We start from the raw sequence: 24,075 nt of genomic DNA on the forward strand, positions 1-24,075 counted from the left end.
ACCCCCGAAGCGAGTGATGCGCGTCTCAGTGGGGTCGGCGGTGCTCAGCGGAAGTCCCGCGACGGCGCGCTCGGACTGTTGAGGTCCAGGAGCGTCAGCTTGTCCGCCACGATCATCGGCATCACGTGATTGCCCACCGCATCGTGCGGCTTCTCCACCGCGCCCCGCACCACCAGCGCCCGCGCCACCGACGCCACGCCCTGCCAGCGCTTCCAGAGCCCCTGCGAGCACACGATGTTCGCGATCCCCGTCTCGTCCTCCAAGCTCAGGAACGTGACGCCTTTCGCCGTCGACGGGCGCTGGCGGTGCGTGATGATCCCGGCGACCTCGATCCGCGAGCCGTCCTCGGCGTACGGGAGCCGGGCGGCGGTCAGGACCCCGGCGGCGTCGAGCCCGGCGCGAACCAGCTCCATCGGGTGGGTCTGGACCGAGAGCCCCAGGCCGGTGTAGTCGGCGCGGGCGAGCTCGGCCCCGCTCATGCCGGGCAGGGTGGGCGGCGGCGCGGCCGGTCCCGTGCCGGGGATCGTGTCCGGCCGCTCGTCCACCGTCCCGGCCGTCCACAGTGCCTTCCGGCGGTCCGGTTCGAGGCTCTCGAGGGCGCCGGCGACGGCGAGCTTCTCCATGCGCTCCTTGCCGATCCCGGCCCGGCGGGCGAGGTCGGCGAGGCTCTGGAACGGGCCGCCCTCGGCGCGCGCGGCCGTGATGCGCAGCGCGGCCGGCTCGCCGAGGCCTTTGACGTTGTCGAGGCCGAGGCGCAGGTCCGCCTCGCCTTTGAGCGGCGGCTTCACCGGCCGCCCGGTGGGGACGAGGGAGGTGACGGGCTCGCTGGCGTTGACGTCGGGGGCGAGCACGGTGAGGCCGTGGCGCTGGGCGTCGGCGACGAGGGAGGCGGGGGAGTAGAAGCCCATGGGCTGGCTCGCGAGGAGCCCGGCGTAGAACGCGGCGGGGTAGTGGCATTTGATCCAGGCCGAGGAGTAGACGAGGAACGCGAAGCTCGCGGCGTGCGATTCGGGGAAGCCGAAGTCGGCGAAGGAGCGCAGCTGCTCGTAGAGGCGGTCGGCGTCGGCGCCGGTGATGCCGCGCTCGGCCATGCCGGAGTAGAGGCGTTCGCGCAGCTCCTCCATGCGCTCCTCGGACCGCTTGGCGCCCATGGCCCGGCGGAGCTTGTCGGCCTCGCCGGCGTCGAAGCCGGCGGCGTCGATGGCGATGCGCATCAGCTGCTCCTGGAACAGCGGCACCCCGTAGGTGCGCTCCAGGGACTTGTGCAGGATCTCGGGAACGAGGTGGCGCCAGGGTTCGCCGTGGCGGCGGCGCAGGTAGGGGTGGACGGCGCCGCCCTGGATGGGGCCGGGGCGGATGAGCGCGACCTCGGCGACGAGGTCGTGGAAGTGCCTGGGGCGCAGGCGGGGCAGGGTCGCCATCTGGGCGCGGGACTCGACCTGGAAGACGCCGACGGTGTCGGCCCGGCAGAGCATGTCGTAGACGGCCGTGTCGTCGGGCGGCAGCCGCCAGAGGTCGACGCGGTCGCCGTGGAAGGCGAGGACGAGGTCGGCCATGCGGTGCAGGGCCTCGAGCATGCCCAGGCCCAAGAGGTCGAACTTGACGAGCCCGGCGTCGGCGCAGTCCTCTTTGTCCCATTGCAGGACGGTGCGGTCCTTCATGCGGGCGGGCTCGACCGGGACGATCTCGCTGACCGGCTGCTCGGTGAGGACCATGCCGCCGGGGTGGATGCCCAGGTGCTGCGGCATGTCGGCGAAGTCGGCGGCGAGGGAGCGCACGTCGTCGGGGATGCCCTCGGCCTCGGCGGGGTCGATGCCGCCCCAGCGGTGGAGGCGCTTGGACCACGCGAGGGCCTGGTCGTGGCCGTACCCGAGGGCCTTGGCGGCGTCGCGGACCGCCGAGCGGGGCCGGTAGGTGACCACGTTGGCCACCAGGGCGGCCCGGTCCCGGCCGTACTTCTCGTAGACGTACTGGATGACCTCCTCGCGGCGGCCGGACTCGATGTCGAGGTCGATGTCGGGCGGGCCGTCGCGCTCGGCGGAGAGGAACCGCTCGAACAGCAGCCCGAACGACACCGGGTCCACATTGGTGATGCCGAGGGCGTAGCAGACGGCGCTGTTCGCGGCCGACCCCCTGCCCTGGCAGTAGATGTTCCGGTCGCGGCAGAAGTCGACGATGTCGGCGACGATGAGGAAGTAGCCGCTGAACTCCAGCTGCCCGATGACCCGCAGCTCGTGCCGGATCTGCTCCCAGGCCTTGGGCGAGCGCTCGGGCGGCCCGTACCGCTCGGTCCCGCCCTTCTCGGTGAGGGCCTCGAGGTAGGAGTCGTCGTCGAGCCCGGCGGGGACGGGGAAGTGCGGCAGGCGCGGGGCGAGCAGCTTGAGGGGGAAGGCGCACTCGGCGGCGATGCGCACCGATTCGGCTACGGCCTCAGGGAAGTCGGCGAAGCGCTGGGTCATCTCGGCGCCGCTGCGCAGGTGCGCGCCTGCGTTCGCGGGCAGGTACGGGTCGGTCGCCTCGAGGGTGCTGCGGGCGCGGACGGCGGCGAGCGCGGCGGCGGTGCGGGCGCGGGCCGGGGCCGCGTAGTGGACGTTGTTGGTGGCCACGACGGGCAGGCCGAAGCGGCGGGCCAGGTGCGCGAGGGTCTCGACCCGTTCGGTGTCGCCGGGCAGGTCGTGGCAGGTGAGTTCGACGGCGAGGTGTTCGGGCCCGAAGGCGTCGGCGAGTTCGCGCAGCGCCGCCTCGGCGGCGTCGAGGCCGCCCGAGCCCCTGCGGGAGTCCAGGGCCGTGTTGAGGAAGCCCTTGCGGCAGCCGGTGAGGACCTGCCAGCCGCCGTCGGCGTGGGCGCCGAGCTCGTCGAGCCGGTAGCGGGGGAGGTCCTTCTCGCCGCCGGCGAGTTTGGCGGCGGTGATGGCGCGCGAGAGGGCGCGGTAGCCGTCGGGGTCGCGGGCGAGGACGACAAGGTGGCGCCCGCCCGGGTCGACCTGGCCGCGGCGCGACCGCGCCAGATCGAGGTTGAGTTCGGCCCCGAAGACGGTGGGGAGGCCGAACCCGCTGGCGGCCTTGTCGAACTGCGGGGCCGCGTACAGCCCGTCGTGGTCGGTGATCGCGAGCCCTTTGAGGCCGAGCCGGTCGGCTTCGGCGGCGAGCGCGGCGGGGGCGTCCGCGCCGTCGGCGAAGGAGTAGTGGGAGTGGCAGTGCAGCTCGGCGTAGTCAGTCATACCAGCCCACCGCCTTCCATTGCCCGCCTTCGCAGACGAGGAGGGCGGCGCGGCCGTCGGCGAGCTCGACCTGGAGGCGCGCGTAGCGGCGGGCGGCCGGGCTCCACCAGCGTTCGGACACCGGCCACGGCCCGGCCCAGGCGGTGATCGGGATCTGCTTGCCGCCCAAGGCGATGCGGGCCGGGGCGGCGGAGAGGTCGCCGCGGGCGAGGGCCTGGACGGGGGCGCCGGTCGCGTCGAGGACGGCGACGGCGTCGTCGGTGCCGATGAGGGTGGGCAGCGGATCGGGCAGCGACCCGGGCCACGGCCCGGAGGGCGGCGGCGGGGCGTGCTCGACTTCCCAAGCGGCGGCGCCGAACCGCTCGTCGAGGTCGCGGCCGTCGGTGGCGGCGGCGATCTGCACGGCGTCGGGGCCGAAGCGGCTCTGGGCGTGCCGCAGGGCGGCTTCGGCCTTCACGTCGCGGGCGCCCTTGTCGCCCCACAGGCCGCGCCCGGCCGCGACGAGGCCGATGAGCCCGCCGGGGGCGAGTTCGAGGACGGTGACGGCGTGCGCGGTCTCGTCGGCCGTCTCGCTCGCGGTGCCGGTGGCGAGCCAGCCTTCGAGCTGCCAGCGGACGCGGCGGGCGAGTTCGGCGGCGCTGATGGCGGGGTCGAGCTGCCAGGTGCGGCGGCGCTCCATGCCGCTGCCGGTGCGGGCGGTGATGGTGACGCGGGTGCAGGCGAGGTTGCGTTCGTCCAAGGCGGTCAGCAGGCGTTCGGCGAGGGGCCGGGCGGCGAAGACGGCCTGTTCGACGGTGGCGTAGGGGGTCTCGGGGGTGTCGGTCGCGGTCAGCTCGGGCGCGGCGGGGCGGGGGACGAGCGGGCGGGCGAGCTGCCCGGAGGCGAGCAGCTGGGCGCGGCGCGCGGCGGCGCCGAACCGCTCGGCGACGGCCTGGCCGGGGAGGTCGCGGAAGGCGCCGAGCGTGCTGATGCCCAAGTGCCGCAGGGTCTCGCAGGTATCGGCGTCGATGAGGCCGGTGGCCTGGAGGTCGCGGATGTCGCGGCGGGCGAGGAACGCGGCGTCGCGCCCGGCGGGGACGATCCGGCCCTCGCGCGCGGCGAGTACGGCGGCGAAGAGGCCGTCGGCGACCCCGGTCAGGCAGTCCTGGTCGACCAGGCCGGAGACGGTGTCGATGAGCGTCTCGCAGAACGCGGCCTCATCCCCGGCCCCGCGCCGCAACGGCACGGCGACGACCCCGGGCTCGAGCACTTCGACATAGGGGGTGAGCAGGTCGAGCGCATCCAGCACGGGCTCGAACGCGGCCGCATCCTCGGCGTCCCAGTCCACGAGCCGCATCACGAGCACCCGCCCGCCGGCCCGCCGCACCCGCACGCTCACGACCGATCGCCCCCGCCCGAGCGAATGGGAACGACCGAGCCGCGACGCCGTTGCGACGCCCCGCCGGTCTCAACGGCGGTCCGGCGGTTCACGACGTCGCGGATCGCCGCGCTGTTCGCTTCGGGAGCGGCGAGGGCATCGCGAGCCGCTACCTCACCGCGCGGAGCGTGGTGCGTGGCATCGCCCGGGTCTTCGACGCGCTCGCGCCGAGGGCCGCCCGCTGAGCGCGGCGTGATGTTCGGCTCGGCGGTGCGGTCGGTGGGACCGCCCGGGCGGAAGGTCGCTCGCGCGGTGCTCCGTTCCGCATCGGCCGCGATGGGGCCACGTGGGCTGTTGCCTGCCTTGCGTGAGGCGCGGTTCGCTGGGGCCGCTTGGTGGTGCGTGGCATCGCCGGGCTCGGCGGCGCGGCGGTTCGCTCGCGCGGTGGTTTCGAAGCGTGGGGCGCGGTCCGCTCGCTTTGAGGCCCGGTTCGCTTCGGCTGCCTGTCGGTCGGACCGCCGCCGCAGGTCGATGACGTTCTCGGGGGAGGTCTCCGCCTGCTCGGTCTCACCGCCGTAGGGCCAGATTCGTGCTTCGTGGACGCCTCCGGACCGCCAGTGGGCGGCGACCTCGAGTTCGCAGGCGTCGAGGCGTCCGGCTCCCCAGCGGCGTCCGGCGTTGGGACGCAAGCCCTTCCATCGGGCGCGGGCGACTTCGAGGCGGGCGTCGGCGCCGACCACGGGCCGGGTCTCCCACCAGATGATCGCGGTGCCGCTCTTGCGCGCCCGCGCGGCCAGCCGCCGCACCTGCGTCGGGGTGAGGCCTTCGCTCGGGACCACGACCGCCGCCACGCCCTCGGCGAGCGTGCCCGCCGCCTCGACCACGAGCGGCCCCGGGTCGACCAGCGCCACCCGTCCCAGATCCACCCCGGCGGCCGTCGCCGCCAGCGGGTACACCCGGGGCATCCCGACCAGCGCGCACCAGGCCCCGGCCCTGGTCGGACCGGCCAGCAGCCGCCACAGCAGCGAGGTCGCCCCGCGCCGCGAGGCCATGATTGCGGTCACAGTCGCGAGTCCGCCGTGGGGGAGGAGCGCGGAAATGTCGGGGGTGACGGGCAGGATGGCCTTCGCCGGCTGGATCGATCCGGAAGCGGCGCCCGGGAGCGGCGCGGCTTCCGATTCCGGAGCGCTGCGCGGCTCTGCTTCCGGAGCGCTGCGCAGCGCTGCGCTCAGCGGCCCGCCCGCGAGGCGGGCCTCGCGCCCGGCCTTCGCTTCGGCTGCGGGGCGCAGCTCTGCGGCGGTGCGCAGGCCGAGCTCAGCGGCCAGTGCGGCCGCGACGGATGTCGCCACCAGTTCCCCCGTGTCATGTCGAACATGTGTATCAAGATCAACATACCGAACTGCGGGCAGTGCGCAACCTCAAACAGGTGTTTGATAAATCTCCTGGCGTAGATCCCAGGTCACATGGCGTGGAATGGCCATGAAACGGCGTTCCGCGATGAACGCGCCCAACCCGGCCACTGCGCTCGCCGGGCAGGGAAGCGCCCCTAACGGGGCTCGGCGACCGCCTCGGCGGATCGCCTCCACCGCTGAGCGGCAGGCGCGCCCCGGCACTCCCGGCGCCGGGCGCGACCGTTCCGCCCGATCCGACCCCGGAAACGCGAAAGGGAAGGGGCCTGCGCCTCTTCCCACTCCAGAATATAACCCCGGAGATCCGAAACCAGGTACACCGGGGTGCGTTTCCGCAGGTCAGCGTGGTTCACAATCGTATTTCACCGCCAGAACCCGCAACGCCGAGGGGGACCGGAATGCACATGCCGCCGATCGAAGGGGCCGCAGCAGTGAACCAGACCCGCACCTCCACATCCGCCGCCCGCACCAGCGCCTTCCAACTGCCCGACCGCCTCGCCGCGAAGGCCGACCCGCGGCTCATCGCCGACGACGAGCGGCACTTCGCCGCCATCGAAGCCAGCCTCGAGCAGTCGATCGCCGAGATCGGCGACCGCCTCGCCGCCGCCCGCAGAGCACCCGGCGGCACGGGGCGGTTCGAGGGCCAGGCCGCCGCCGACCGGGACCGGGAGATCCACCGGCTCACCGGCCGCCTGGGCGCCCTCCGCCGCTTCGGCATGGACCTGTGCCTGGGCCGGACCGTCGCCGCCGACGGCGAGACCGTCTACATCGGCCGCCTCGGGCTCACCGACGCCGACGGCCGCCGCCTGCTGCTCGACTGGCGCTCGCCCGCCGCCGAGCCGTTCTTCGGCGCGACCCACGCCGACCCGATGGGCCTCGCCAGCCGCCGCCGCTACCGCTGGACCCGCGGCCGCATCAGCGACTACTGGGAGGAGGTGTTCACCCTCGCCGGCCTCGAAGGCCATGCGGCCCTTGACGACCAATCCGCGTTCATCGCCAGCCTCAGCACCAGCCGCTCCGAGCGGATGCGGGACGTCCTGGGCACCATCCAGGCCGACCAGGACGCGATCATCCGCGCCGGATCGAGCGGCACGCTCGTGGTCGACGGCGGCCCCGGCACCGGCAAGACCGTCGTCGCCCTCCACCGCGCCGCCTACCTGCTCTACTCCGACCCTCGCGTGGGCCACCACAAGGGCGGGGTCCTCGTCGTCGGCCCGCACCAGCCGTACCTGGCCTATGTCGCCGACGTCCTGCCCAGCCTCGGCGAGGAGGGCGTGCAGACCTGCACCGTCCGCGACCTCCAGCCCGAGGGCGCGACCGCCCCGGAGGAGGCGGACCCCGACGTGGCCGCGCTGAAGTCCGGCATGGGGCTGCTGGCGGCGATCGAGCCGGCGGTGCGCCGCTACGAGCGCCCGCCCGTCTCCGGGACGGCCGTCGAGACCCACTGGGGCGAGGTGCGGGTCAGTGCCGACGACTGGGCCGACGCGTTCGACGCGGCGGGCCTCGGCACGCCCCACAACGAAGCGCGCGAAGCGATCTGGGACGAGCTGGTCGCGATCGTCGCCGAGAAGTTCGATGAGGAGATCGACGAGGGCCTGCTGCGGCAGTCCCTCGCCCGCAACCGGGAGCTGGTGCGCGCCTTCGACAAGGCCTGGCCGGTCATCGAACCCGCCGACCTCGTCACGGCATTGTGGGCGGTCCCCGACTTCCTGCGCATGTGCGCGCCCTGGCTCGACGAGGAGCAGGCCGCCCTGCTCCACCGCGCCGACGGCGAGCCCTGGACCGCGTCCGACCTGCCGTTCCTCGACGCCGCGCGGTTCCGGCTCGGCGACCCCGAGGCCTCCCGCAACGCCCGCCGCCGCGAGGCCGAGATCGCCGCCGAGCGTGTGGTCATCGACAGGGTCGTGGAGGACATCCTCGAAGCCGGGGACGGCAATGTGGAGGAGATGATCCTGCTCAAGGGCGCCGACCTCCAGGACGCCCTGGTCCACTACGAGGACTTCGAGACCGCCGACCCGGACCTGCTCGCCGGGCCGTTCGCTCACGTCATCGTCGACGAGGCCCAGGAGCTGACCGACGCCGAATGGCAGATGCTGCTGCGCCGCTGCCCCTCCCGCAGCTTCACGATCGTCGGCGACCGCGCCCAGGCCCGGCACGGCTTCACCGAGTCGTGGAGCGAGCGCCTGCACCGCATCGGCCTCGACCGCGCCCGCCTCGCGTCGCTGAGCATCAACTACCGCACGCCCGAAGAGGTCATGGCCGAGGCCGAGCAGGTCATCCGGGCCGCGCTCCCGGACGCCAACGTGCCGACCTCGGTGCGCAGCAGCGGCGTCCCCGTCCAGCACGACTCCACTGAGGACCTCGAGGCGATCCTCGGCGCCTGGCTCGCCGCGCACGACGACGGCACCGCCTGCGTCATCGGCGCTCCCGGTTTCGAGCCCACCGCCCGGGTCCGCTCGCTCACTCCGGAACTCTCGAAGGGGCTCGAGTTCGACCTGGTCGTCCTCGTGGACCCGGAGGCGTTCGGCGAGGGCATCGAAGGCGCGGTGGACCGGTACGTGGCGATGACCCGCGCGACCCAGCAGCTGGTGATCCTCACGAGCGCTTAGGGCGCGAAGCTCTCGCCTCGATGACGAAGGACCGGCCGCGCGGCGATCCCGCGCGGCCGGTCCACTTGCATCGCAAGCTAATCGATGGTGTGGCCGCCGTTGACCGTGAGGCGCTGGCCGGTCACGAACGCCGCGGCGTCGGAGACCAGATAGGACACCGCCGCGGCGATGTCGCCGGGCACGCCGATGCGGCCCAGCGGCAGGTCCGCCAGGTACCCGGCCAGGTCGGCCTCGCCGAGCTCCCCGTGCCGCTCGACCGGGATCCAGCCCGGCGCCACCAGGTTCACGGTGATCCCGTCCAGGCCGAGTTCCCGCGCCCACGAACGGGTCAGACCCCACTGCGCGCCCTTCGCCGCCACGTACGCCGACCAGCCCGCCAGCGCCCGCTCGAACATGTCCGAGCCGATCTGCACCACCCGGCCGCCGCCGGCGGCGCGCATGTCGGGCAGGAACGCCTTGAGCAGCAGGGTCGGGCTCTTCACGAAGAACTCGAGCTGCGCGAGGTGGTCGCTCCATTCGAGGTCGTCGATCGCGACTTCCGGCTGCGGCCCGGTCGCGTTGGCCACCAGCACCGTCACCGGCCCCAGTTCGGCGCGCACCCGCTCGGCGAGCGCCGCGACCGCGGCCTCGTCGGTGACGTCCCCGCCGAAGGCCGCCGCGGTCCCTCCCTCCGCCTCGATGTCCGCGACGACCCGTTCCGCGCCCTCACGGCTCGAGCCGTAGTTGACCGCGACGGCGAACCCGTCGGCGGCCAGGCGGCGGGCGATGACCGCCCCGAGGCCGCGCGAAGCGCCGGAGACGAAGGCGACGGGGGCGTGCGGACCGGGACCGGTCATGAGGGTTCCTCCAGGGAGTCGGATGGTCGGGAGCGGTACCACCCTAGACCAGCCGCGCGGCGGTCCCGCGCGGCCGGCCCGGCCCGGCTACTCCAGCTTCTCGAACCAGAACTCGTGCTTGAGGAACGAGGTCTGGTACTCGTGCCCCGGGTACGGCGGGATCAGCTGCGCGGCCTGGAACAGCCGCCAGCCGTCGCGCAGCGCCTCGGTGCCCGAGTCGTACGGCGGCAGGTCGCTGTCGCCGGTCGTCGGGTTCGTCTTGCCCGTGCCGTCGTAGAACGCCCAGGCCAGCACCTCCGAGTCCAGCGCGGACGTGTTCAAGTACAGGACGAGGACTTGCTGCTTCATCAGACCCTCCCGGGGCGGTTGGCGACGCGGGTGGCCCAGTACTCGACGTCGAACTGCGGATTGTTGGTCAGCGCCCGCCACATCATGACGCGGTTGTAGATCTCCAGGCGGCCCGTGGCGTGCTCGCACCACGGGAAGTACCGGTTGAGCTCGGCCGCCACCTGCGGGTCATCCAGATCGGACACGTCCCAGGTGCGCACCTGCGGCACCGTCGGGTTGAACCGGATCTTGTACATGTACCGGCGGATGTCCGAGTCGTTGCGCCGCCCGCCGTGCCAGATCCCGTGGTGCAGCAGCACGACCGTGCCCGGCGGGCAGGTCAGGCGGGTCTGGCCGCGCAGGTTCTGGTACCGGCCCGTGTCCGACTCGTTGGTGCGGCGCAGGTGGCTGCCAGGGACGGAGAGGGTGCCGCCCATGGTGCCGGTGACCTCCTGCGGGTAGTACATGAGCTGCACGTCGAACGCGTCGATGCGCGTGTCGATGATCGCGTCGCCGTGCAGCGGCTGGGCCGACCCCTCGTGCGGCTCGCGGATGTGGATCGCGTGGTGGTCCACGGTCGGGTCGGCCCCGACGAGGCTCCGGACCGCGCCGGCGATGGCCGGGATCTCCAGGAGCCGCCGCGTGAACGAACCGGGCTCGTAGGCCTGCTCGACCGGGGTCCCGTAGGGGACTCCGGGGAGTCCCGCCTCGAAGATCCCGATCGCCTCCTCGTTGAGGTCGGCGGGCACGATCGCGTCCATACGGTGGAACCCGTTGGCGACGAACCGCGCCATCTCGACCGAGGTCAATAGATGCTTAGTGGTTGTCATACGGCTAATCTAAGGACTCCAGAGCCTCCTGCAATGGGCTGTAATCACCGACCTGTGGTTGGATTTCACCATGCGCACCGTGGCACTCCACCTCGACGGCCCGCCCGAGGTCGTCAACTCCGGCGTGGGCGTCCACGGCCTCACCGTCCCCGAGGAGAAGTTCCTCCTGCCCGACCTGTGGCAGATCCACCTGCACGACTACGAAGCCGAGATCGAACTCGGCGGCACCGCCCACCCCGTCAAACCGGGATACGTGAGCCTCATCCCCGCCGGCGTCGAGAGCGTCTTCCGCTACCGCGGCCGCTCCGCGAACCTCCACATCCACGCCCGCATCCGCGACCGCGGCGCGCCCCACACCGTCCCGGTCATGCAGGACGCCGGCCCCGCCGCCCCCGTGCTCGCGGAGATGTTCCGGCAGGTCATCACCGCCGAGGTTCCGGCCCGGGCGAACGCCGAGGCCTGGGCGCTCCTGTGGCGGTTCACCCGGCTCGACCCCGGCCCCGGCGCCGGGCACCACCGGTCGGTCGAGGCCGCGCTGGCCTACGTCGAGGAGCACCTGCCCGCGCCGATCACCGTGCCCGAGATCGCGGCCGCGGTCGGCTTGTCCCACAACCACTTGACGCGGCTCTTCCACACCGCCACCGGCACCACCGTGGTCGCGCACGTGCGCCGCCGCCGCCTCGAACGCGCCCGGCACCTGCTCCTGGAGTCGACGCTGTCGATCCCGGCGGTCGCGGCGGCGGTGGGCATCGCCGACCTCCAGGCGTTCAACAAGGCCTGCCGCCGCGAGCTCGGCGCCTCGCCGCGCGCCCTGCGCGAGGCGGCCCGGAAACTCTGAACCCGCGAGGGGTTACCGGCGGGTCACACCACTGGTATGTTTCCAAAAGTTACTCACGTCACGCCCGGAGGTGCCCGTGACCGCAACGCCGCGTCTGCCCGACTTCGCTTGGGGGGTGGCCACATCGGCCTTCCAGATCGAAGGCGCCACGGCCGAGGACGGGCGCGGACCGTCCGTCTGGGACACCTACGCGGGCACGCCGGGGAAGATCCGGGACGGCCACACCGCCGACACCGCCTGCGACCACTACCACCGCTACCCCGAGGACATCGCCCTCATGCGCGACCTCGGCATCGACGTCTACCGGTTCTCCATCGGCTGGCCGCGCGTGCGGCCCGATGGCGCGGGCGCGGTCAACGACGCCGGGCTCGACTTCTACGAGCGCCTCGTCGACGGGCTTCTGGACGCCGGGATCACCCCGCTGGCGACCCTCTACCACTGGGACCTGCCGCAGCCGCTCGAAGACGCGGGGGGCTGGCTCGAGCGCGACACCGCCCACCGCTTCGCCGAGTACGCCGCGATCTGCGCCGAGCGCCTCGGCGACCGCGTGCGGCACTGGATCACCCTCAACGAGCCCTTCGAGCACATGGCCCTCGGCTATGCGCTCGGCCAGCACGCGCCCGGCCACATCCTCCTGCTCGACGCCCTTCCCGCCGCGCACCACCAGCTCCTCGGCCACGGCCTCGCCACGAGCGCCCTGCGCGCGGCGGGCGCGCCGTTCGTCATGCTCACCAACAGCTACACGCCAGCGGTCCCGTTCAGCGGCAACGAGAACGACCTCGCCGCCGCCGCGGCCTACGACCTCATCCACCGCCGCCTGTTCACCGACCCGGTGCTGCTCGGCCGCTACCCGGACCTCTCGGCCCTCGGCCTCGGCGCGCTCCCGTTCGTCGAGGACGGCGACCTCGAGGCCATCGCGCAGCCCCTCGACGGCCTCGGCGTCAACTACTACAACCCGACCCGCCTCACCGCGGCCCCGCCGGAGTCGCCGCTGCCTTTCGACATCGTCGAGTTCGACCACGTGAAGACCACCGACTTCGACTGGCCCGTCATCCCCTCCGGCCTCACGCAGACCCTTGTGGAGCTCACCGAGGACTACGGCGACGCGCTGCCGCCCCTGTGGGTCACCGAGAACGGCTGCTCCTACACCGTCCCGCCCGCCGCGGACGGCACCATCCCCGACCAGGACCGCATCGACTACCTTGCGGCGCACGTGGAAGCCCTCGACGCCGCGATCGCGCAAGGCGCGGACGTGCGCGGCTACCTCGTGTGGAGCCTCCTCGACAACTTCGAATGGGCCGAGGGCTACCACCAGCGCTTCGGACTGGTGCATGTGGACTCCGAGACGCAGGACCGCACTCCGAAGGCGTCCTTCGACTGGTACCGGAAACACATCGCGCAGCGAAGCGGAGCGGTGCAGAGGCAGAGCGAGAGCCGCCGACCGTGACCACCGCCCCCGAAGCCCCTCCGCCCGTGGCCCTCGCCGAACCCGAACGGAACGTCGGCAAAGCCTGGATCGGCGGCATCACCACCGCCATGCTCGGTCTGTACATGGCCTTCTTCACCCCGATCCAGGTCCTCCTGCCGCTGCAGCTCGCCGAGATCGACGAGGACGGCAAGGTCGCCGCGTTCGGCCTCGTCACCGGCGTCGGCGCGCTCGTCGCCGTCGTCGCCAACCCGCTCGCCGGGGCGCTCTCCGACCGCACCGCCGGCCGCTTCGGCCGCCGCCACCCGTGGACCGTCGGCGGCATCGCCGTCGGTGCGGCCGGGCTTTACCTGCTCGGCCTCCAGACCACCGTCGTCGGCGTGCTCCTGTGCTGGTGCCTCGCTCAGGCCGCCCTCAACGCCGGGTATGCCAGCCTCAACGCGGGCATCCCCGACCACGTGCCCGTCCGCCAGCGCGCCGTCGTCTCCGGCTGGATCGGCTTCCCGCAGGCACTCGGCCTCGTCGTCGGCGCGGTCATCGTGACCATGCTCGTGACCGACATCCCGACCGGATACCTCGTGATCGGCTTGGCCGCCTTGGTGATGGCGCTTCCGTTCGTGCTGTCCACTCCGGACCCGCCGCTGCCGCGCGCCGCGCGCCCGCCCTTCGACTGGCGCGCCCTCCTCGCCACGTTCTGGGTCTCCCCGCGCGCCCACCCCGACTTCGCCTGGGCGTGGTTCACCCGCTTCCTCGTCATGCTCGGCAACGCCACCGGCACGCTCTACCTGCTGTACTTCCTCGAGGACGCCGTGCACTACGAGGAACGGTTCCCCGGGCACAGCGCCGACGAGGGCGTCCTGATCCTCACGCTGCTCTACACCGGCGGAGTCATCGCCACCGCCGTCGCGGGCGGGGTGCTCTCGGACCGGATCGGCCGCCGCAAGCCGCTCGTGGTCGCCTCCTCGGCGATCATCACCGCCGCCGCGCTGATCCTGACGTTCTGGCACACCTGGCCCGCCGCCATCGCCGCCGCCGCGATCATGGGCGCGGGCTTCGGCGTCTACCTCTCGGTCGACCAAGCGCTCATCACCCAGGTTCTCCCGGCCGCCACCGACCGCGCCAAAGACCTCGGCATCATCAACATCGCCTCCACCGCACCGCAGGTCCTCGGCCCGGCCCTCGCCGCCCCCATCGTCGCCGGCCTCGGCGGCTACTCCGCGCTCTACGCCGTGAGCGCCGCAGTCACCCTCCTCGGCGGCATCCTGGTCTGGCCCATCAAATCCGTGCGCTGACATCGACCGGGCCGTCGGCCCCCGGTGCCAGAATCGGTGCATGGGGCGAGTGCTGCTTGACGAGATGATCGAGACCGACTACGGGCTGTTCGAACTGTGCTGGGGCGACTACGGTTTCGACGGCGATTTCGAACGGAACTTCGCCGGTCAGGCGAACGGCTTGGTCGGAGCCGCTTCCGGTCTGGGCCTGTACGTCAATCTCGCCAGGCGGTCCGGGGGCTCGCCGGTGCGCATCGTCCTGGAGCCCGAGCCCGCTCCGGCCGATGCCGGATCGTGGGAGGACATCGTCGAGGTCTCCATCGCGATTCCACCTGGCGCTGAAGTGGTGTGGCGTGCCTGGGAGGGCGGAGACGGCGGCGACCTCGACCTGCCTTCCGGGACTTACCGGGTGCGCGTCAGCGCCTTCGGACGCGATAGCGGTCGTGAGGGCGAGTTCGCCGACGGCGCAGTGGACCGCTACCTGCTGGAACTGTGGCCGGCCCCGGTCCGACCCGACGAGATCATCAAGAGCACCAGCGCCGATGCCGTCTACTGGCACCGCGAAGTGGGAAGTCGTCGCAGCAGGCTCTTAGTATTCGGGTATGCCCGCCGCGATGCTCTACTGTGCCGACATGCTCCGGCCGCGCCGTCCCGACGAGCACTATGCCGCCGAGTCGGCGCTGGCCGCCGACCTCGGTGCGGTGATCGCGCTCGTCGACCATGACGCGCTGACACGCGGCGAGATCGCCCAGGCGGTCGCCCGGGTTCCTTCTGGACTTGGCATGGCCTTGTACCGCGGCTGGATGGTGACCGGCGGCCAGTACGCCGACCTGTACGGCGCGCTCGCCGAGCGCGGCGTCGAGCTCGTGACGGGGCCGGAGCAGTACCGGGCGGCGCATGAACTGCCCGGCTGGTACGGCGCGTTCGCGGGGCTGACCCCGGCCACACGCTGGGTGTCCTTGCAACCCAACGAGATCCCGAGTATGGAAGCGGTGGTGGCGGGGGAGTTGGCGGGTGGACCGGGAATGGTGAAGGACTTCGTGAAGTCGCGCAAGGGCGAGCCGGAGGCGTTCTACGTGGCGGACCTCGCGGATGTCGTGGCGCTGCGTGCGACCGCTGCCTGTTTCATCGAGCGCCAAGGCCCGGATCTGGCCGGCGGACTCGTGGTGCGGGCGTTCGAGGACTTCGTCGGCTCGGGCGGGCGTGCCGCCGAGGCGCGGGTGTGGTGGGTCCGAGGCGAGCCGGTGGTCGTCGGCCCGCACCCGGACCAGCCGGAAACCGTGGTCGAACCCGACCTGAGCGGGGTTGCGGAAGCCGTTGCGGCACTGGGCTGCCCGTTCGTCACCACCGATCTCGCGCAGCGCGCCGACGGCGTGTGGCGGGTGGTCGAGGTGGGCGACGGGCAGGTGAGCGATTTCCCGCGGGGCGTCGATCCTGAGCCGCTGCTGCGTGCGCTTATCGCGGCGAGCGGCTGAGGTCTTCGGGTCGCAGGCTCAGGGCTCGGCTGATGGCCGGCAGGTCCTGGTATTCGCGCCAGAGGGCGATCTTTCCGTCGCGGACGCGCAGGACGGCGATGAAGGCCGCGGTGCCGGGGAGGCCGGTGGTGGTGACCGTGCCGGTGAGTTCGTATTCGACGACGAGGACTTCGGGTTCGGCGGTCGCGAGCGTGGACAGTTCGCGGAAGGCTTCAAAGCGGAACGGGAGCGGACGGCTCGCGTAGAACTCGAGCCAGGCGGCGCGGCCTTCGAAGCGGCGGGCACCCGGTGGGGAGAACGGGGTTTCGACGACGACGTCGTCGGCCAGGAGTTCGGCGGGGAGCAGGGTCGGACCGTCTTCGCGGAGGACGGCCCGCTGCATCTGGCGGTAGATCTCGAGCGGGGTGGCCGCGGTCGTGCTGGGCATGGTGGCGCCTCCGGTAGTAAGCTGAGCGGGACTCGACTTTGAATATAATGAGTACGACTCACTTTGGCAAGGAGGATCTCGAATGAACCGGGACAGCGTGGGACCCAAGGACGGGCGGCCCGTGCGCGCCGACGCCCAGCGCAACCGCGCGCGCATCCTGGAAGCGGCCGAAGCGGTCTTCGCCGAGCAGGGCGCGTCCGCCGCCACCGATGCCGTCGCCGCCCGCGCCGGGGTCGCGATCGGCACGGTCTTCCGGCACTTCCCGACCAAGCCCGACCTGCTCAAGGCCGTGGTCATGAACCTGCTCGACCGGCTCATCGGCAAGGCCGAGGCGATGGTCCGCGACCAGGACCCGAACGCGCTCTTCGCGTTCGGCGCCCTCCTCATGGAGGCCGCCGCCTCGCAGCGGGCCATCTTCGCGCGCCTCGCCGAGACCGGGGTGCAAGTGCGCGTCGCCGATGCCCTGGAGCGGCTGCGGCCCTCGGTCGACGTCCTGCTCGAGCGGGCTCGCGACGGTGGTGCCGTCCGGGAGGACCTGCGGTCCGACGAGCTCATCCCGCTGCTCGCCGCCCTCTGCCAGGAGGCCGTCGCCGCCGAATGGGACGAGGCACTGCGCCGCCGCGCCCTCGACCTGCTCTTCGACGGCCTGCGGAGAGCGTGAAGGGGCGCCGCCCCCGCAGGCGACGCCCCTGGCCGACCGGACTCAGGCGTCCGGGTTGTACTTCGTGTAGCAGGTGTGCCCGGAACCGGCCTGGGCCGTGGCCTTGGACCACTGGCCGGCGTCGGCGACGCCGCGTTGGGTGTCGTCGCCGATGATCGCGGTGGAGCTGTGGTAGTTGGTCGGGTGGTAGTAGTTCGAGATGCACTTCGACGACCACCAGTGATCGCCCGAGGCGGTGCCCTGGCACCAGGTGCCGCCGCCGATGTCCTGGCAGGTCACGGACTCGGCGTCCATACCGGGCGAGGCCTGCACCGAGGTCGCCGGAGCGACGGCGAGCACGGCCGCGGTCCCGAAGGCGAGCAGGATGTTGCGTTTCGTGCGCCGCATAGCGCACCCTCCTTGCGTCTCAAGTGGATGGCACCGATTCGATTGCGCCGGTCGGTGTCCCGGGATCGGTGCCGGTGGGCCGCAGCGGCACACGACCCAGAAAATATCACTTGCGGTGATGCAATGCTTGCTTTCGGTGAAGCTGTCCGGTGTCTGACAGTCAGGCGGCCGTCCTGCGGTACTGCGACGGCGTGGTGCCGTACTCGCGGGCGAACGCCTGCCGCAGCGCCTCGGCGGAGGCGAACCCGCACCGGCTCGCCACCCGCGCCACCGGCAGGTCCGTCGTCGACAGCAGCTGCGCGGCCGCGGTGACGCGCGCCTGCCTGACGTACCTGCCCGGCGTCTGACGCAGATGCAGGCGGAACAAGCGGGTCAGGTGCCGCGGGCTCACCCGCGCCACCCCCGCCAGCGCCTCAGTGGACAGATCGCCGTCGAGCGCCTCGCCCACATGGTCGGTGACCTTGCGGACCAGGTCGTGGTCGACCGCGGGCGCGGCGGTGAACATGCTCATCTGCGCCTGATTCCCGGGCCGGTGCAGGTACGTGACCATCGCCCGCGAGACCCAGCGTGCCATGTCCGGTCCGTAGTCCGCCTCGATGAACGACAGCGCGAGGTCGAGCGCGCTCGTCACCCCCGCCGCGGTGTAGACGTTCCCGTCGCGGATCCAGATCGGGCGCGGGTCCACTTCGACACCCGCATACTGCTCGGCGAGGCGCTTCGCGAAGTGCCAGTGGGTGGTCGCCCGCTTCCCGTCGAGCAGCCCCGCCGCCGCGAGGACGCTCGCGCCGGTGCACAGGGACGCGACGCGCTCGCTCTCGCGGGCGAGGCGCCGCACATGCCCCACCAGCCGCTCATCGTGAGCCGCGCCCTCATGCCCGAGCCCGCCCGAGACAACGAGCGTCCCTATAGGACCACGAAGGCGTTCCAGTGCCGCCTGCCCGTTGAGGACCAGCCCTGACGAGCAGGTGATCGGCCGCCCGCCTGGGGTGGCGAGCTCGAGGTCGTAGCCGAGCGCCGCATCGATCACACGGACCGAGTCCAGTGTGGTCGTGACGCAGGCGATGTCGAGGAGTTCGGCGTCGTCGTACCCGACGACGACCACGCGATGCGGTTCCATGCCCTCCAGCCTAGGTCTGAAAGACCTGGATGCCAAGATTTCGGACCTGCCTGGTCCGGGACGTTGAACGCTCCGGGGGATCGGGGGATGGTTGACCCGACGGATACCCCCTCTAGGTATGGAGACCAGTCATGACGACCACCACCACCGAAACCCTGCCCCGCTCGGGCAACCCGCTCCGGGCCGCCCTGCGGCGCTGGCCGACCGCCGCCGGCATCGTGATGGCCGTCTTCGTGGCCTGGGGCGTGACCTCCGGGGCCGACATCGCGCCGGTGCTCACCGCGTCCGGGTTCGTCTACATCGGGGCCGCGGCCTTCCAGCGGCGCGGTGCGGCCTGGCCGGTGTTCTTCCTGTCCTTCGCCGTGATCGCAGCCGCCGGGTTCACCGCCTACGAAGCGGACCTCGCCGTCTGGGGCCTCATCGGCATCGCCGTCCTGCTCGCGGCCTACGGCCTCGTGCGCGGCGCGGCCCGCCCCGCGGAAGGCATGCCGCTGCAGGGCCTCGCGATGCTCGGCTTCGGGGCGGTCGCCGTGGCGGTGCTCCTCGTCGGCGGCGACCTCGGGCTCTACCTGGTGGCGGCCGGACTGCTCGGCCACGCGGCCTGGGACGTGTGGCACCACCGCACCGAGCGGGTCGTCTCCCGTTCGCTGGCCGAGTTCTGCGTCGTTCTCGACACCTTGGTGGCCGCGGCGATGATCGTCGCGGCGATCGCGAGCTGACCGCGTTGGAAACCGTGGATCGCTGTTGACATCCGTGCGTCCATTGCGCACCATATATTGAATATGTTCGATGTGACCGCATTCCTCCGGGCGGTCGCATCGGCGCGCGACGACGCGAAGGCGGTCACCATGACGAATCCACCGCAACCCGGCAGCTCCCGACGCACGGCCCTCAAGCGGATCGCGGCCACCGCCGCGGCCGCCGTCACCGCACCCCTCATCGGCGCAGCGGACCCCGCCCGGGCCGCCGACGCCGCGGCCCAGCAGATCGGCGCCGCCGCATGGGAGACCCTCATCGACGGCAACTCCTTCGCGAGCCGGGCCGCCCTCGAGTCCGAGTGGAACTACCTGTACCCCTGGGGTTCCGACCACAACGGCACCGCCCGGATGTACGCGTCTTCGACGGACGCCAACCACTGCTTCCTCTCGCCTGCGGGCGTCCTCAACCTCAAGGCCACCCGCATCACCTGGAACGAGGGCAACAGCAGCAAGGACCCCTACCTGCCCATCCGCTACCACTCGGCGGCGATCCACGCCAAGAACCAGGTCCTCGTCAACGACCGGTATCCGAACTGGGAGATCCGCGGCGAGTTCCAGGCCCCCTCGGCGCCCGGCACCTGGCCGGCGTTCTGGATCACCGGCGCCAACTCCTGGCCGCCCGAGAGCGACATCCTCGAATACAAGGGCGACAACCGGAACTGGTTCAACACCTACGACGGCGGCTGGGACAACACGCTCGTCACCGTCGCCTCGCCCGGCAGCTGGCACGAGTACCGGATCTGGATGACCAAGACCTCCGGCACCGACGTCCAGATCCACTACTACCTCGACGACGTCTGGAAGGCCGCCCACACCGGCTCCAACTTCGTCGGCAAGCCGATGAACATCATCATCAACCTCCAGATGGAGGGCTCCTCGGGTGCCAGCGGGCCCACCCGGGACACCTACTACAAGGCCCGCAACGTCTACGTGGGCCGCACCAACAACGGCTGACCCGCAACGAGAACGGACCCGGCTGCCGCAGCCGGGTCCGTTCTCGTCCGTTTGCGGGGGTTGGTTTTGGGAAGCGATTGCCCTACACTTTGCATTGATACATATCAATTCCCGACTGCTGAGGAACTACCCGGCATGTCTCAGCGGCCGGCTCTCCCTGGAGACGACATGTCAATGAACCTCCAAGTCCGCCCGCACCGCGGGCGGCGGATGGCGGCCGTCCTCGCCGCCGTGCTGGGCGCGGTGATCGCCGCCGCCGGGACCTTCTTCATCACCGGCACGGCGCAAGCGGTGACCACCGGCGTCTGGTACAACATCGAGTCGCGGCATTCGGGGCTGGTGCTGGGCATCCGCGCGGCCTCGACCGCCAGCGGGGCCGAGCTCGTCCAGTGGTCGAGCAACGGCTCGACCGACCAGCAATTCCGCTTCGTCGACGCCGGCGGCGGCTACTACAAGATCCAAGTGCGCCACTCGAACCAGGTCCTCGACGTCGAAGGCGCCTCGACCGCCGACGGCGCCAAGGTCCAGCAGTGGGGCGACGCCGGCAGCGCCAACCAGCAGTGGCGCGTCACCGAATCGGGCGGCTACGCCACCATCGTCAACCGCGCCTCGGGCAAAGCCCTCGACGTCTGGGCATGGTCCACCACCGCCGGCGGCCGCATCTCCCAGTACACCGCCACCGGCGCCACCAACCAGCAATGGAAACTCAACCCCGCCGAAGGCGACGTCGACGCCGATTACGTGGTGGCCCTCGACGGCTCCGGCACCCACACCACGGTGCAGGCGGCGGTGAACGCCGCGCCCTCCGGCTCGACCATCCTCATCAAGAAGGGCACCTACAAGGGCAACGTGACCGTGCCGTCCTCGAAGACCGGCATCACCTTCATCGGCGCCACCGGGAACGCGGCCGACGTCGTCATCCACGACAACCGCTGCGCCAGTTGCGACAACGGGTCCGGCGGCACGTGGGGGACCAGCGGCAGCGCCAGCGTCCTGCTGCAGGGCGCGAACTTCACCGCCGAGGACCTGACCTTCGCCAACACCTACGACGAGGCGGCCAACGGGCAGAGCCAGGCCGTCGCCGTCAAGGTCCAGGGCGACCGGATGGTCTTCGACAACGTGCGCTTCCTCGGCAACCAGGACACCCTGCTCACCGACTCGCCCTCCGCGTCCACAGTGTCGCGCCAGTACTACCGCGACTGCTACGTCGAAGGCGACGTCGACTTCATCTTCGGGCGCGGCACCGCCGTGTTCGACGGGTGCACCGTCCACTCGCTCACGCGCGGCTCCACCACCAACAACGGCTACATCGTCGCGCCGAGCACCGAGATCACCAACCCGTACGGGATGCTGTTCTACCAGTGCACCCTGACCAGCAACGCGCCCGTCAACTCCGTGTACCTCGGCCGGCCCTGGCCCGCCGGCGGCTCGACCACCGCGCGCGGCCAGGTCCTCTACCGCCAGACCGTGATGGGCGCGCACATCCGCACGGCCGAACCGTGGTCCGACATGTCCGGCCTCGCCTGGGAGGACGCCCGCCTGCGCGAGTACCAGAACACCGGACCGGGCGCGACCGTGAACGCCAACCGCCCGCAGATGTCCTCCGGCGACGCCGCCAACCACGAACCCGCCGACTACCTGCGCGGCAGCGACGGCTGGAACCCGATCCGCTAGACCGCACCCGCCGCCGCCGGGCGCCCCGCCCGGCGGCGGGCACCTGCCTGCCCCCGGTTACCGGCAGGTTCGGCACCGCACCGGCGCGACCGGTGGTTGTCTGGAGGCACCGCCGGCGGCCGCGCGAGCGGCCGCCGCCCCGCCGACCAGGGAGGAACCACATGAACGCCGTGCAGCCGATACCCGACGACTACCCGCGTGTCACACCGTATCTTCACGTCAAAGGCGCATCCGACGCCATCGACTTCTACAAGGACGTGTTCGACGCGAGCGAGCGCGGCCGCATGAACAGCCCCAACGGCACCGTCATGCACGCCGAGATCGAGATCGGCTCGTCGCTGATCATGGTCGCCGACGAGTTCCCCGACATGGACGCCTACGCCCCCGGCCACTTCGGCGGCTCACCCGTGTCCATCCACGTCTACGTCCAGGACGCCGACGCCACCTTCGCCGCCGCGCTCGCCGCCGGGGCGACCTCTCTCAACGAGGTCGCCGACCAGTTCTACGGCGACCGCACCGGGACCTTCCAGGACCCGTGGGGCCACAAGTGGCACGTCTCCAGCCGCTTCGAGGACATCTCCCCCGAGGAGCTGGAGCAGCGGATGGCCACCCAGCAGCAGCCGTCCTGAACGGCGGAAAGCGGCCCGTCCGGGATCGGACGGGCCGCTCGGAGTGAGGGCTCAGGCCCCGGCTACAGGGTCACCACCCTGCCGCCCAAGGTCACCACGAGCTTCCCGGTCGAGTCGAACGACCAGCCCAGGGCCCCGGAGTAGTTCGCGCAGCGCGAACCGTTCGAGCCCGACCAGAACTGGTTCGAGCTGTCCGCGTTGCCGGAGATGCTGTCGTTCGTGCCGCCGCTGAAGAAGCACGAGGTGTTGTTGCGGAACACGTGTGAACCGGCGCTGAACTGGAAGTTCCGCTCCTCGCTGTCGATGCTCAGGTTGTTCGAGATCGTCATCGACCCGGGGTTCGAGTTGAACGTGAACCCGTGCTGGCCGTTGTCGAACGCGATGCTCCGCACCACCGTGTGGTTGATCGGGACGTTCTCGCCGCCGAGCTTGTAGCCGTTGCGGTCGCCGTTGCTGAAGACTGTGCCGTTGGAGAGCGTGCCGTTGCGGTACGACAGCGAGTCCTCGATGCGCACCGTCCCGATCGGGTCGTAGTCGGAGTAGGTGTACAGGTCCCAGCCGTCGTCGGCGTTGTTGTGCGCCACCGCGTACCGGAACACGTTGCCCGAGCCCACCGTGAGCTTCGCGGCGAAGCCGTCCGCGTCCTCGCCGTCGGAGTCGGCGTTGTCGTGCGACTCGGCGCTGATGATGAGGTTGTTCGCCGGCCACGACGCCGTCGTGCTCGTGGACGACTGGCGCGAGAGCTGGACGCCGGAGTCGCGGTTGTAGCGGGTGAGCGTGCGCTCCAGGATGTTGTTGCTGCCGCTCACGAAGATGCCGTTGTCGCCGGCCCGCTCCACCGTGAGGCCCTTGATGTGCCAGTAGTTCGCGTACAGCGCCAGACCCCGGTTCGCGGAGGCCTCGGACTGCGCCGAGAAGTTCAGGACCGGCCGCTCGCCTGGGTACGCCGCCAGCGTGGTGCGGGCGCTCGACGAGCCGCTGTCCTGGTCGATCACGATCGTGGACGAGTAGTTGTACATGCCGCCGCGCATGTAGATGGTGCCGCCCGCGTTCACCCGGCTCAGCGCCGAGGCCAGCGTGGTCGGAGCCGCCTCGGTGCCCGCGGCCGAGTCCGAACCGCCCGGGGCCACGTAGATCGCGCCGCTCGTCGGCGGGGTCGTGGGCACGGAGCCCCCGACCTCGAAGTCGAGGTAGTCGATGTTGGCGAGGCCGTCGGCGCTGGTGGCCGTGAGGCGGATCGTGTTGCTGCCGGCGTTCACCGGCACGGTCAGCGTCTTGGTCGACCAGGTGGTCCAGGAACCGGTGCCCGCGAAGGCGCTGGCGGACTGGGCGACCGAGCCGTTGACGGTGATGTCGGCGGAACGGGCGGCGGTGGTGCCGTTGGCGTACCGGATGCCAAGGGTGGCGGTGCCCGCGCTGGCGGCGTTCACCGTGAACTGGGCCGACGCACCCGTCGCGTTGGGGGTGTTGCAGAACCCGCTGCCGGAGAACCCGGCGTTGTTGGAGTCGATGGTGCCGGAGCAGGTCGCGGGCGAGGTCTCGGCCTCGTAGCGGATCGGCGCCGCCGAGGCGGCGTTCATCGCGACCAGGGTGGCCGCGGTGGCGATGATGCCGGCGAAGCCGGCCACGAGCGCGGTGCGCACGCTTCTTCGACGTGACATGTTGCTTCCCTTCGCAACTACGTTGTCGCGCTGGGGGTGAGGACCCCAGCCCCCGCGAATCAAACATCGAAATGTATGAATCAACCGGTTGCCACGAGCGTAAGGAAAAGGCTTTCCTCTGTCAAGGGTGCAAACCAGACATTCCTTCTCGTGTTCGGAGTGGCCCGCCTCGACTCGGGTCGCGGACGCCGATTGACAAAGTTGCGTC

The 24,075-nt window shown here is 71.5% G+C and carries 21 protein-coding genes; 11 read left to right on the forward strand and 10 right to left on the reverse strand.

What is annotated here, in order from left to right; translation table 11 throughout:
- Positions 1-44 precede the first annotated feature (44 nt).
- The 3 genes from J5V16_RS04055 to J5V16_RS04065 are packed head-to-tail and all read right to left on the reverse strand — an operon-like array spanning position 45 to position 5,927.
- Entirely contained in the window at positions 45-3,221 is a 3,177-nt protein-coding gene (locus J5V16_RS04055) for an error-prone DNA polymerase (protein ID WP_208494728.1), read from the reverse strand.
- Positions 3,214-4,599 (reverse strand): DNA polymerase Y subunit UmuC family protein, encoded by a 1,386-nt coding sequence (locus tag J5V16_RS04060; protein WP_208494729.1) that lies wholly within the window; start codon positions 4,597-4,599, stop codon positions 3,214-3,216. Before J5V16_RS04060 ends, J5V16_RS04055 begins: the two co-directional genes overlap by 8 nt.
- Complete coding sequence (locus J5V16_RS04065; protein WP_208494730.1) at positions 4,596-5,927, reverse strand: hypothetical protein; 1,332 nt, start codon at positions 5,925-5,927, stop codon at positions 4,596-4,598. Before J5V16_RS04065 ends, J5V16_RS04060 begins: the two co-directional genes overlap by 4 nt.
- A 464-nt stretch (positions 5,928-6,391) precedes the next feature.
- Between J5V16_RS04065 and helR the strand changes: the two genes are divergently transcribed.
- A complete protein-coding gene (gene helR, locus J5V16_RS04070) occupies positions 6,392-8,596 on the forward strand; it encodes an RNA polymerase recycling motor ATPase HelR (RefSeq protein ID WP_208494731.1) in 2,205 nt (734 codons plus the stop codon).
- Between the two features lie 77 nt (positions 8,597-8,673).
- Here helR and J5V16_RS04075 read toward each other — a convergent pair whose 3' ends face one another.
- The 3 genes from J5V16_RS04075 to J5V16_RS04085 all read right to left on the reverse strand — a co-directional run bounded on the left by J5V16_RS04075 (position 8,674) and on the right by J5V16_RS04085 (position 10,589).
- Complete coding sequence (locus J5V16_RS04075) at positions 8,674-9,432, reverse strand: SDR family oxidoreductase (protein WP_208494732.1); 759 nt, start codon at positions 9,430-9,432, stop codon at positions 8,674-8,676.
- Between the two features lie 87 nt (positions 9,433-9,519).
- Positions 9,520-9,780, reverse strand: coding sequence for a hypothetical protein (locus J5V16_RS04080; protein ID WP_208494733.1), 261 nt, complete (start codon positions 9,778-9,780; stop codon positions 9,520-9,522).
- A complete protein-coding gene (locus tag J5V16_RS04085; RefSeq protein ID WP_208494734.1) occupies positions 9,780-10,589 on the reverse strand; it encodes a phytanoyl-CoA dioxygenase family protein in 810 nt (269 codons plus the stop codon). The genes J5V16_RS04080 and J5V16_RS04085 overlap by 1 nt, the downstream gene beginning before the upstream one ends.
- A 70-nt stretch (positions 10,590-10,659) precedes the next feature.
- Between J5V16_RS04085 and J5V16_RS04090 the strand changes: the two genes are divergently transcribed.
- The 5 genes from J5V16_RS04090 (at position 10,660) to J5V16_RS04110 (ending at position 15,599) form a co-directional block, all read left to right on the forward strand.
- The gene (locus J5V16_RS04090; protein WP_208494735.1) at positions 10,660-11,427 is read left to right on the forward strand and encodes an AraC family transcriptional regulator; all 768 of its coding nucleotides are present in this window, start codon (positions 10,660-10,662) and stop codon (positions 11,425-11,427) included.
- Positions 11,428-11,503: 76 nt separating this feature from the next.
- Positions 11,504-12,874 carry a GH1 family beta-glucosidase gene (locus J5V16_RS04095; protein WP_208494736.1) on the forward strand — a complete coding sequence of 457 codons (1,371 nt, stop codon included), beginning with the start codon at positions 11,504-11,506 and terminating at the stop codon, positions 12,872-12,874.
- Positions 12,871-14,145 carry an MFS transporter gene (locus tag J5V16_RS04100; RefSeq protein ID WP_208495140.1) on the forward strand — a complete coding sequence of 425 codons (1,275 nt, stop codon included), beginning with the start codon at positions 12,871-12,873 and terminating at the stop codon, positions 14,143-14,145. Before J5V16_RS04095 ends, J5V16_RS04100 begins: the two co-directional genes overlap by 4 nt.
- A gap of 40 nt (positions 14,146-14,185) precedes the next feature.
- Positions 14,186-14,848 carry a hypothetical protein gene (locus tag J5V16_RS04105; RefSeq protein WP_208494737.1) on the forward strand — a complete coding sequence of 221 codons (663 nt, stop codon included), beginning with the start codon at positions 14,186-14,188 and terminating at the stop codon, positions 14,846-14,848.
- Positions 14,757-15,599 (forward strand): ATP-grasp domain-containing protein, encoded by an 843-nt coding sequence (locus J5V16_RS04110; RefSeq protein WP_243900793.1) that lies wholly within the window; start codon positions 14,757-14,759, stop codon positions 15,597-15,599. The genes J5V16_RS04105 and J5V16_RS04110 overlap by 92 nt, the downstream gene beginning before the upstream one ends.
- Here the strand turns inward: J5V16_RS04110 and J5V16_RS04115 are convergent.
- Positions 15,580-16,026: a nuclear transport factor 2 family protein gene (locus J5V16_RS04115; RefSeq protein ID WP_208494738.1), complete on the reverse strand. Its 447-nt coding sequence runs from the start codon at positions 16,024-16,026 to the stop codon at positions 15,580-15,582. The genes J5V16_RS04110 and J5V16_RS04115 overlap by 20 nt on opposite strands.
- An 82-nt stretch (positions 16,027-16,108) precedes the next feature.
- Here J5V16_RS04115 and J5V16_RS04120 point away from each other — a divergent pair, with 82 nt between their 5' ends.
- On the forward strand, positions 16,109-16,687 hold the full coding sequence (locus J5V16_RS04120; RefSeq protein ID WP_208494739.1) for a TetR/AcrR family transcriptional regulator: 579 nt from the start codon (positions 16,109-16,111) through the stop codon (positions 16,685-16,687).
- A 42-nt stretch (positions 16,688-16,729) separates the two neighbouring features.
- Here the strand turns inward: J5V16_RS04120 and J5V16_RS04125 are convergent, their stop codons facing one another.
- Positions 16,730-17,074 (reverse strand): lactococcin 972 family bacteriocin, encoded by a 345-nt coding sequence (locus tag J5V16_RS04125; protein ID WP_208494740.1) that lies wholly within the window; start codon positions 17,072-17,074, stop codon positions 16,730-16,732.
- A gap of 160 nt (positions 17,075-17,234) precedes the next feature.
- Positions 17,235-18,191 carry a GlxA family transcriptional regulator gene (locus tag J5V16_RS04130; protein WP_208494741.1) on the reverse strand — a complete coding sequence of 319 codons (957 nt, stop codon included), beginning with the start codon at positions 18,189-18,191 and terminating at the stop codon, positions 17,235-17,237.
- A 131-nt stretch (positions 18,192-18,322) separates the two neighbouring features.
- Between J5V16_RS04130 and J5V16_RS04135 the strand changes: the two genes are divergently transcribed.
- The 4 genes from J5V16_RS04135 (at position 18,323) to J5V16_RS04150 (ending at position 22,206) form a co-directional block, all read left to right on the forward strand.
- A complete protein-coding gene (locus J5V16_RS04135; protein ID WP_208494742.1) occupies positions 18,323-18,910 on the forward strand; it encodes a hypothetical protein in 588 nt (195 codons plus the stop codon).
- A 72-nt stretch (positions 18,911-18,982) separates the two neighbouring features.
- Complete coding sequence (locus J5V16_RS04140) at positions 18,983-19,903, forward strand: LamG domain-containing protein (protein ID WP_208494743.1); 921 nt, start codon at positions 18,983-18,985, stop codon at positions 19,901-19,903.
- A gap of 174 nt (positions 19,904-20,077) precedes the next feature.
- Positions 20,078-21,577, forward strand: a complete 1,500-nt coding sequence (locus tag J5V16_RS04145; protein WP_208494744.1) for a pectinesterase family protein — start codon at positions 20,078-20,080, stop codon at positions 21,575-21,577.
- 161 nt (positions 21,578-21,738) lie between these two features.
- Positions 21,739-22,206: a VOC family protein gene (locus tag J5V16_RS04150; protein ID WP_208494745.1), complete on the forward strand. Its 468-nt coding sequence runs from the start codon at positions 21,739-21,741 to the stop codon at positions 22,204-22,206.
- A 62-nt stretch (positions 22,207-22,268) separates the two neighbouring features.
- On the opposite strand, the gene J5V16_RS04155 is transcribed toward J5V16_RS04150, so the two are convergent.
- Complete coding sequence (locus tag J5V16_RS04155) at positions 22,269-23,867, reverse strand: carbohydrate-binding protein (protein ID WP_208494746.1); 1,599 nt, start codon at positions 23,865-23,867, stop codon at positions 22,269-22,271.
- Positions 23,868-24,075: the final 208 nt, after the last annotated feature.

Source organism: Glycomyces niveus (assembly GCF_017592475.1).
GTDB classification, from domain to species: Bacteria; Actinomycetota; Actinomycetes; order Mycobacteriales; family Micromonosporaceae; genus Glycomyces; species Glycomyces niveus.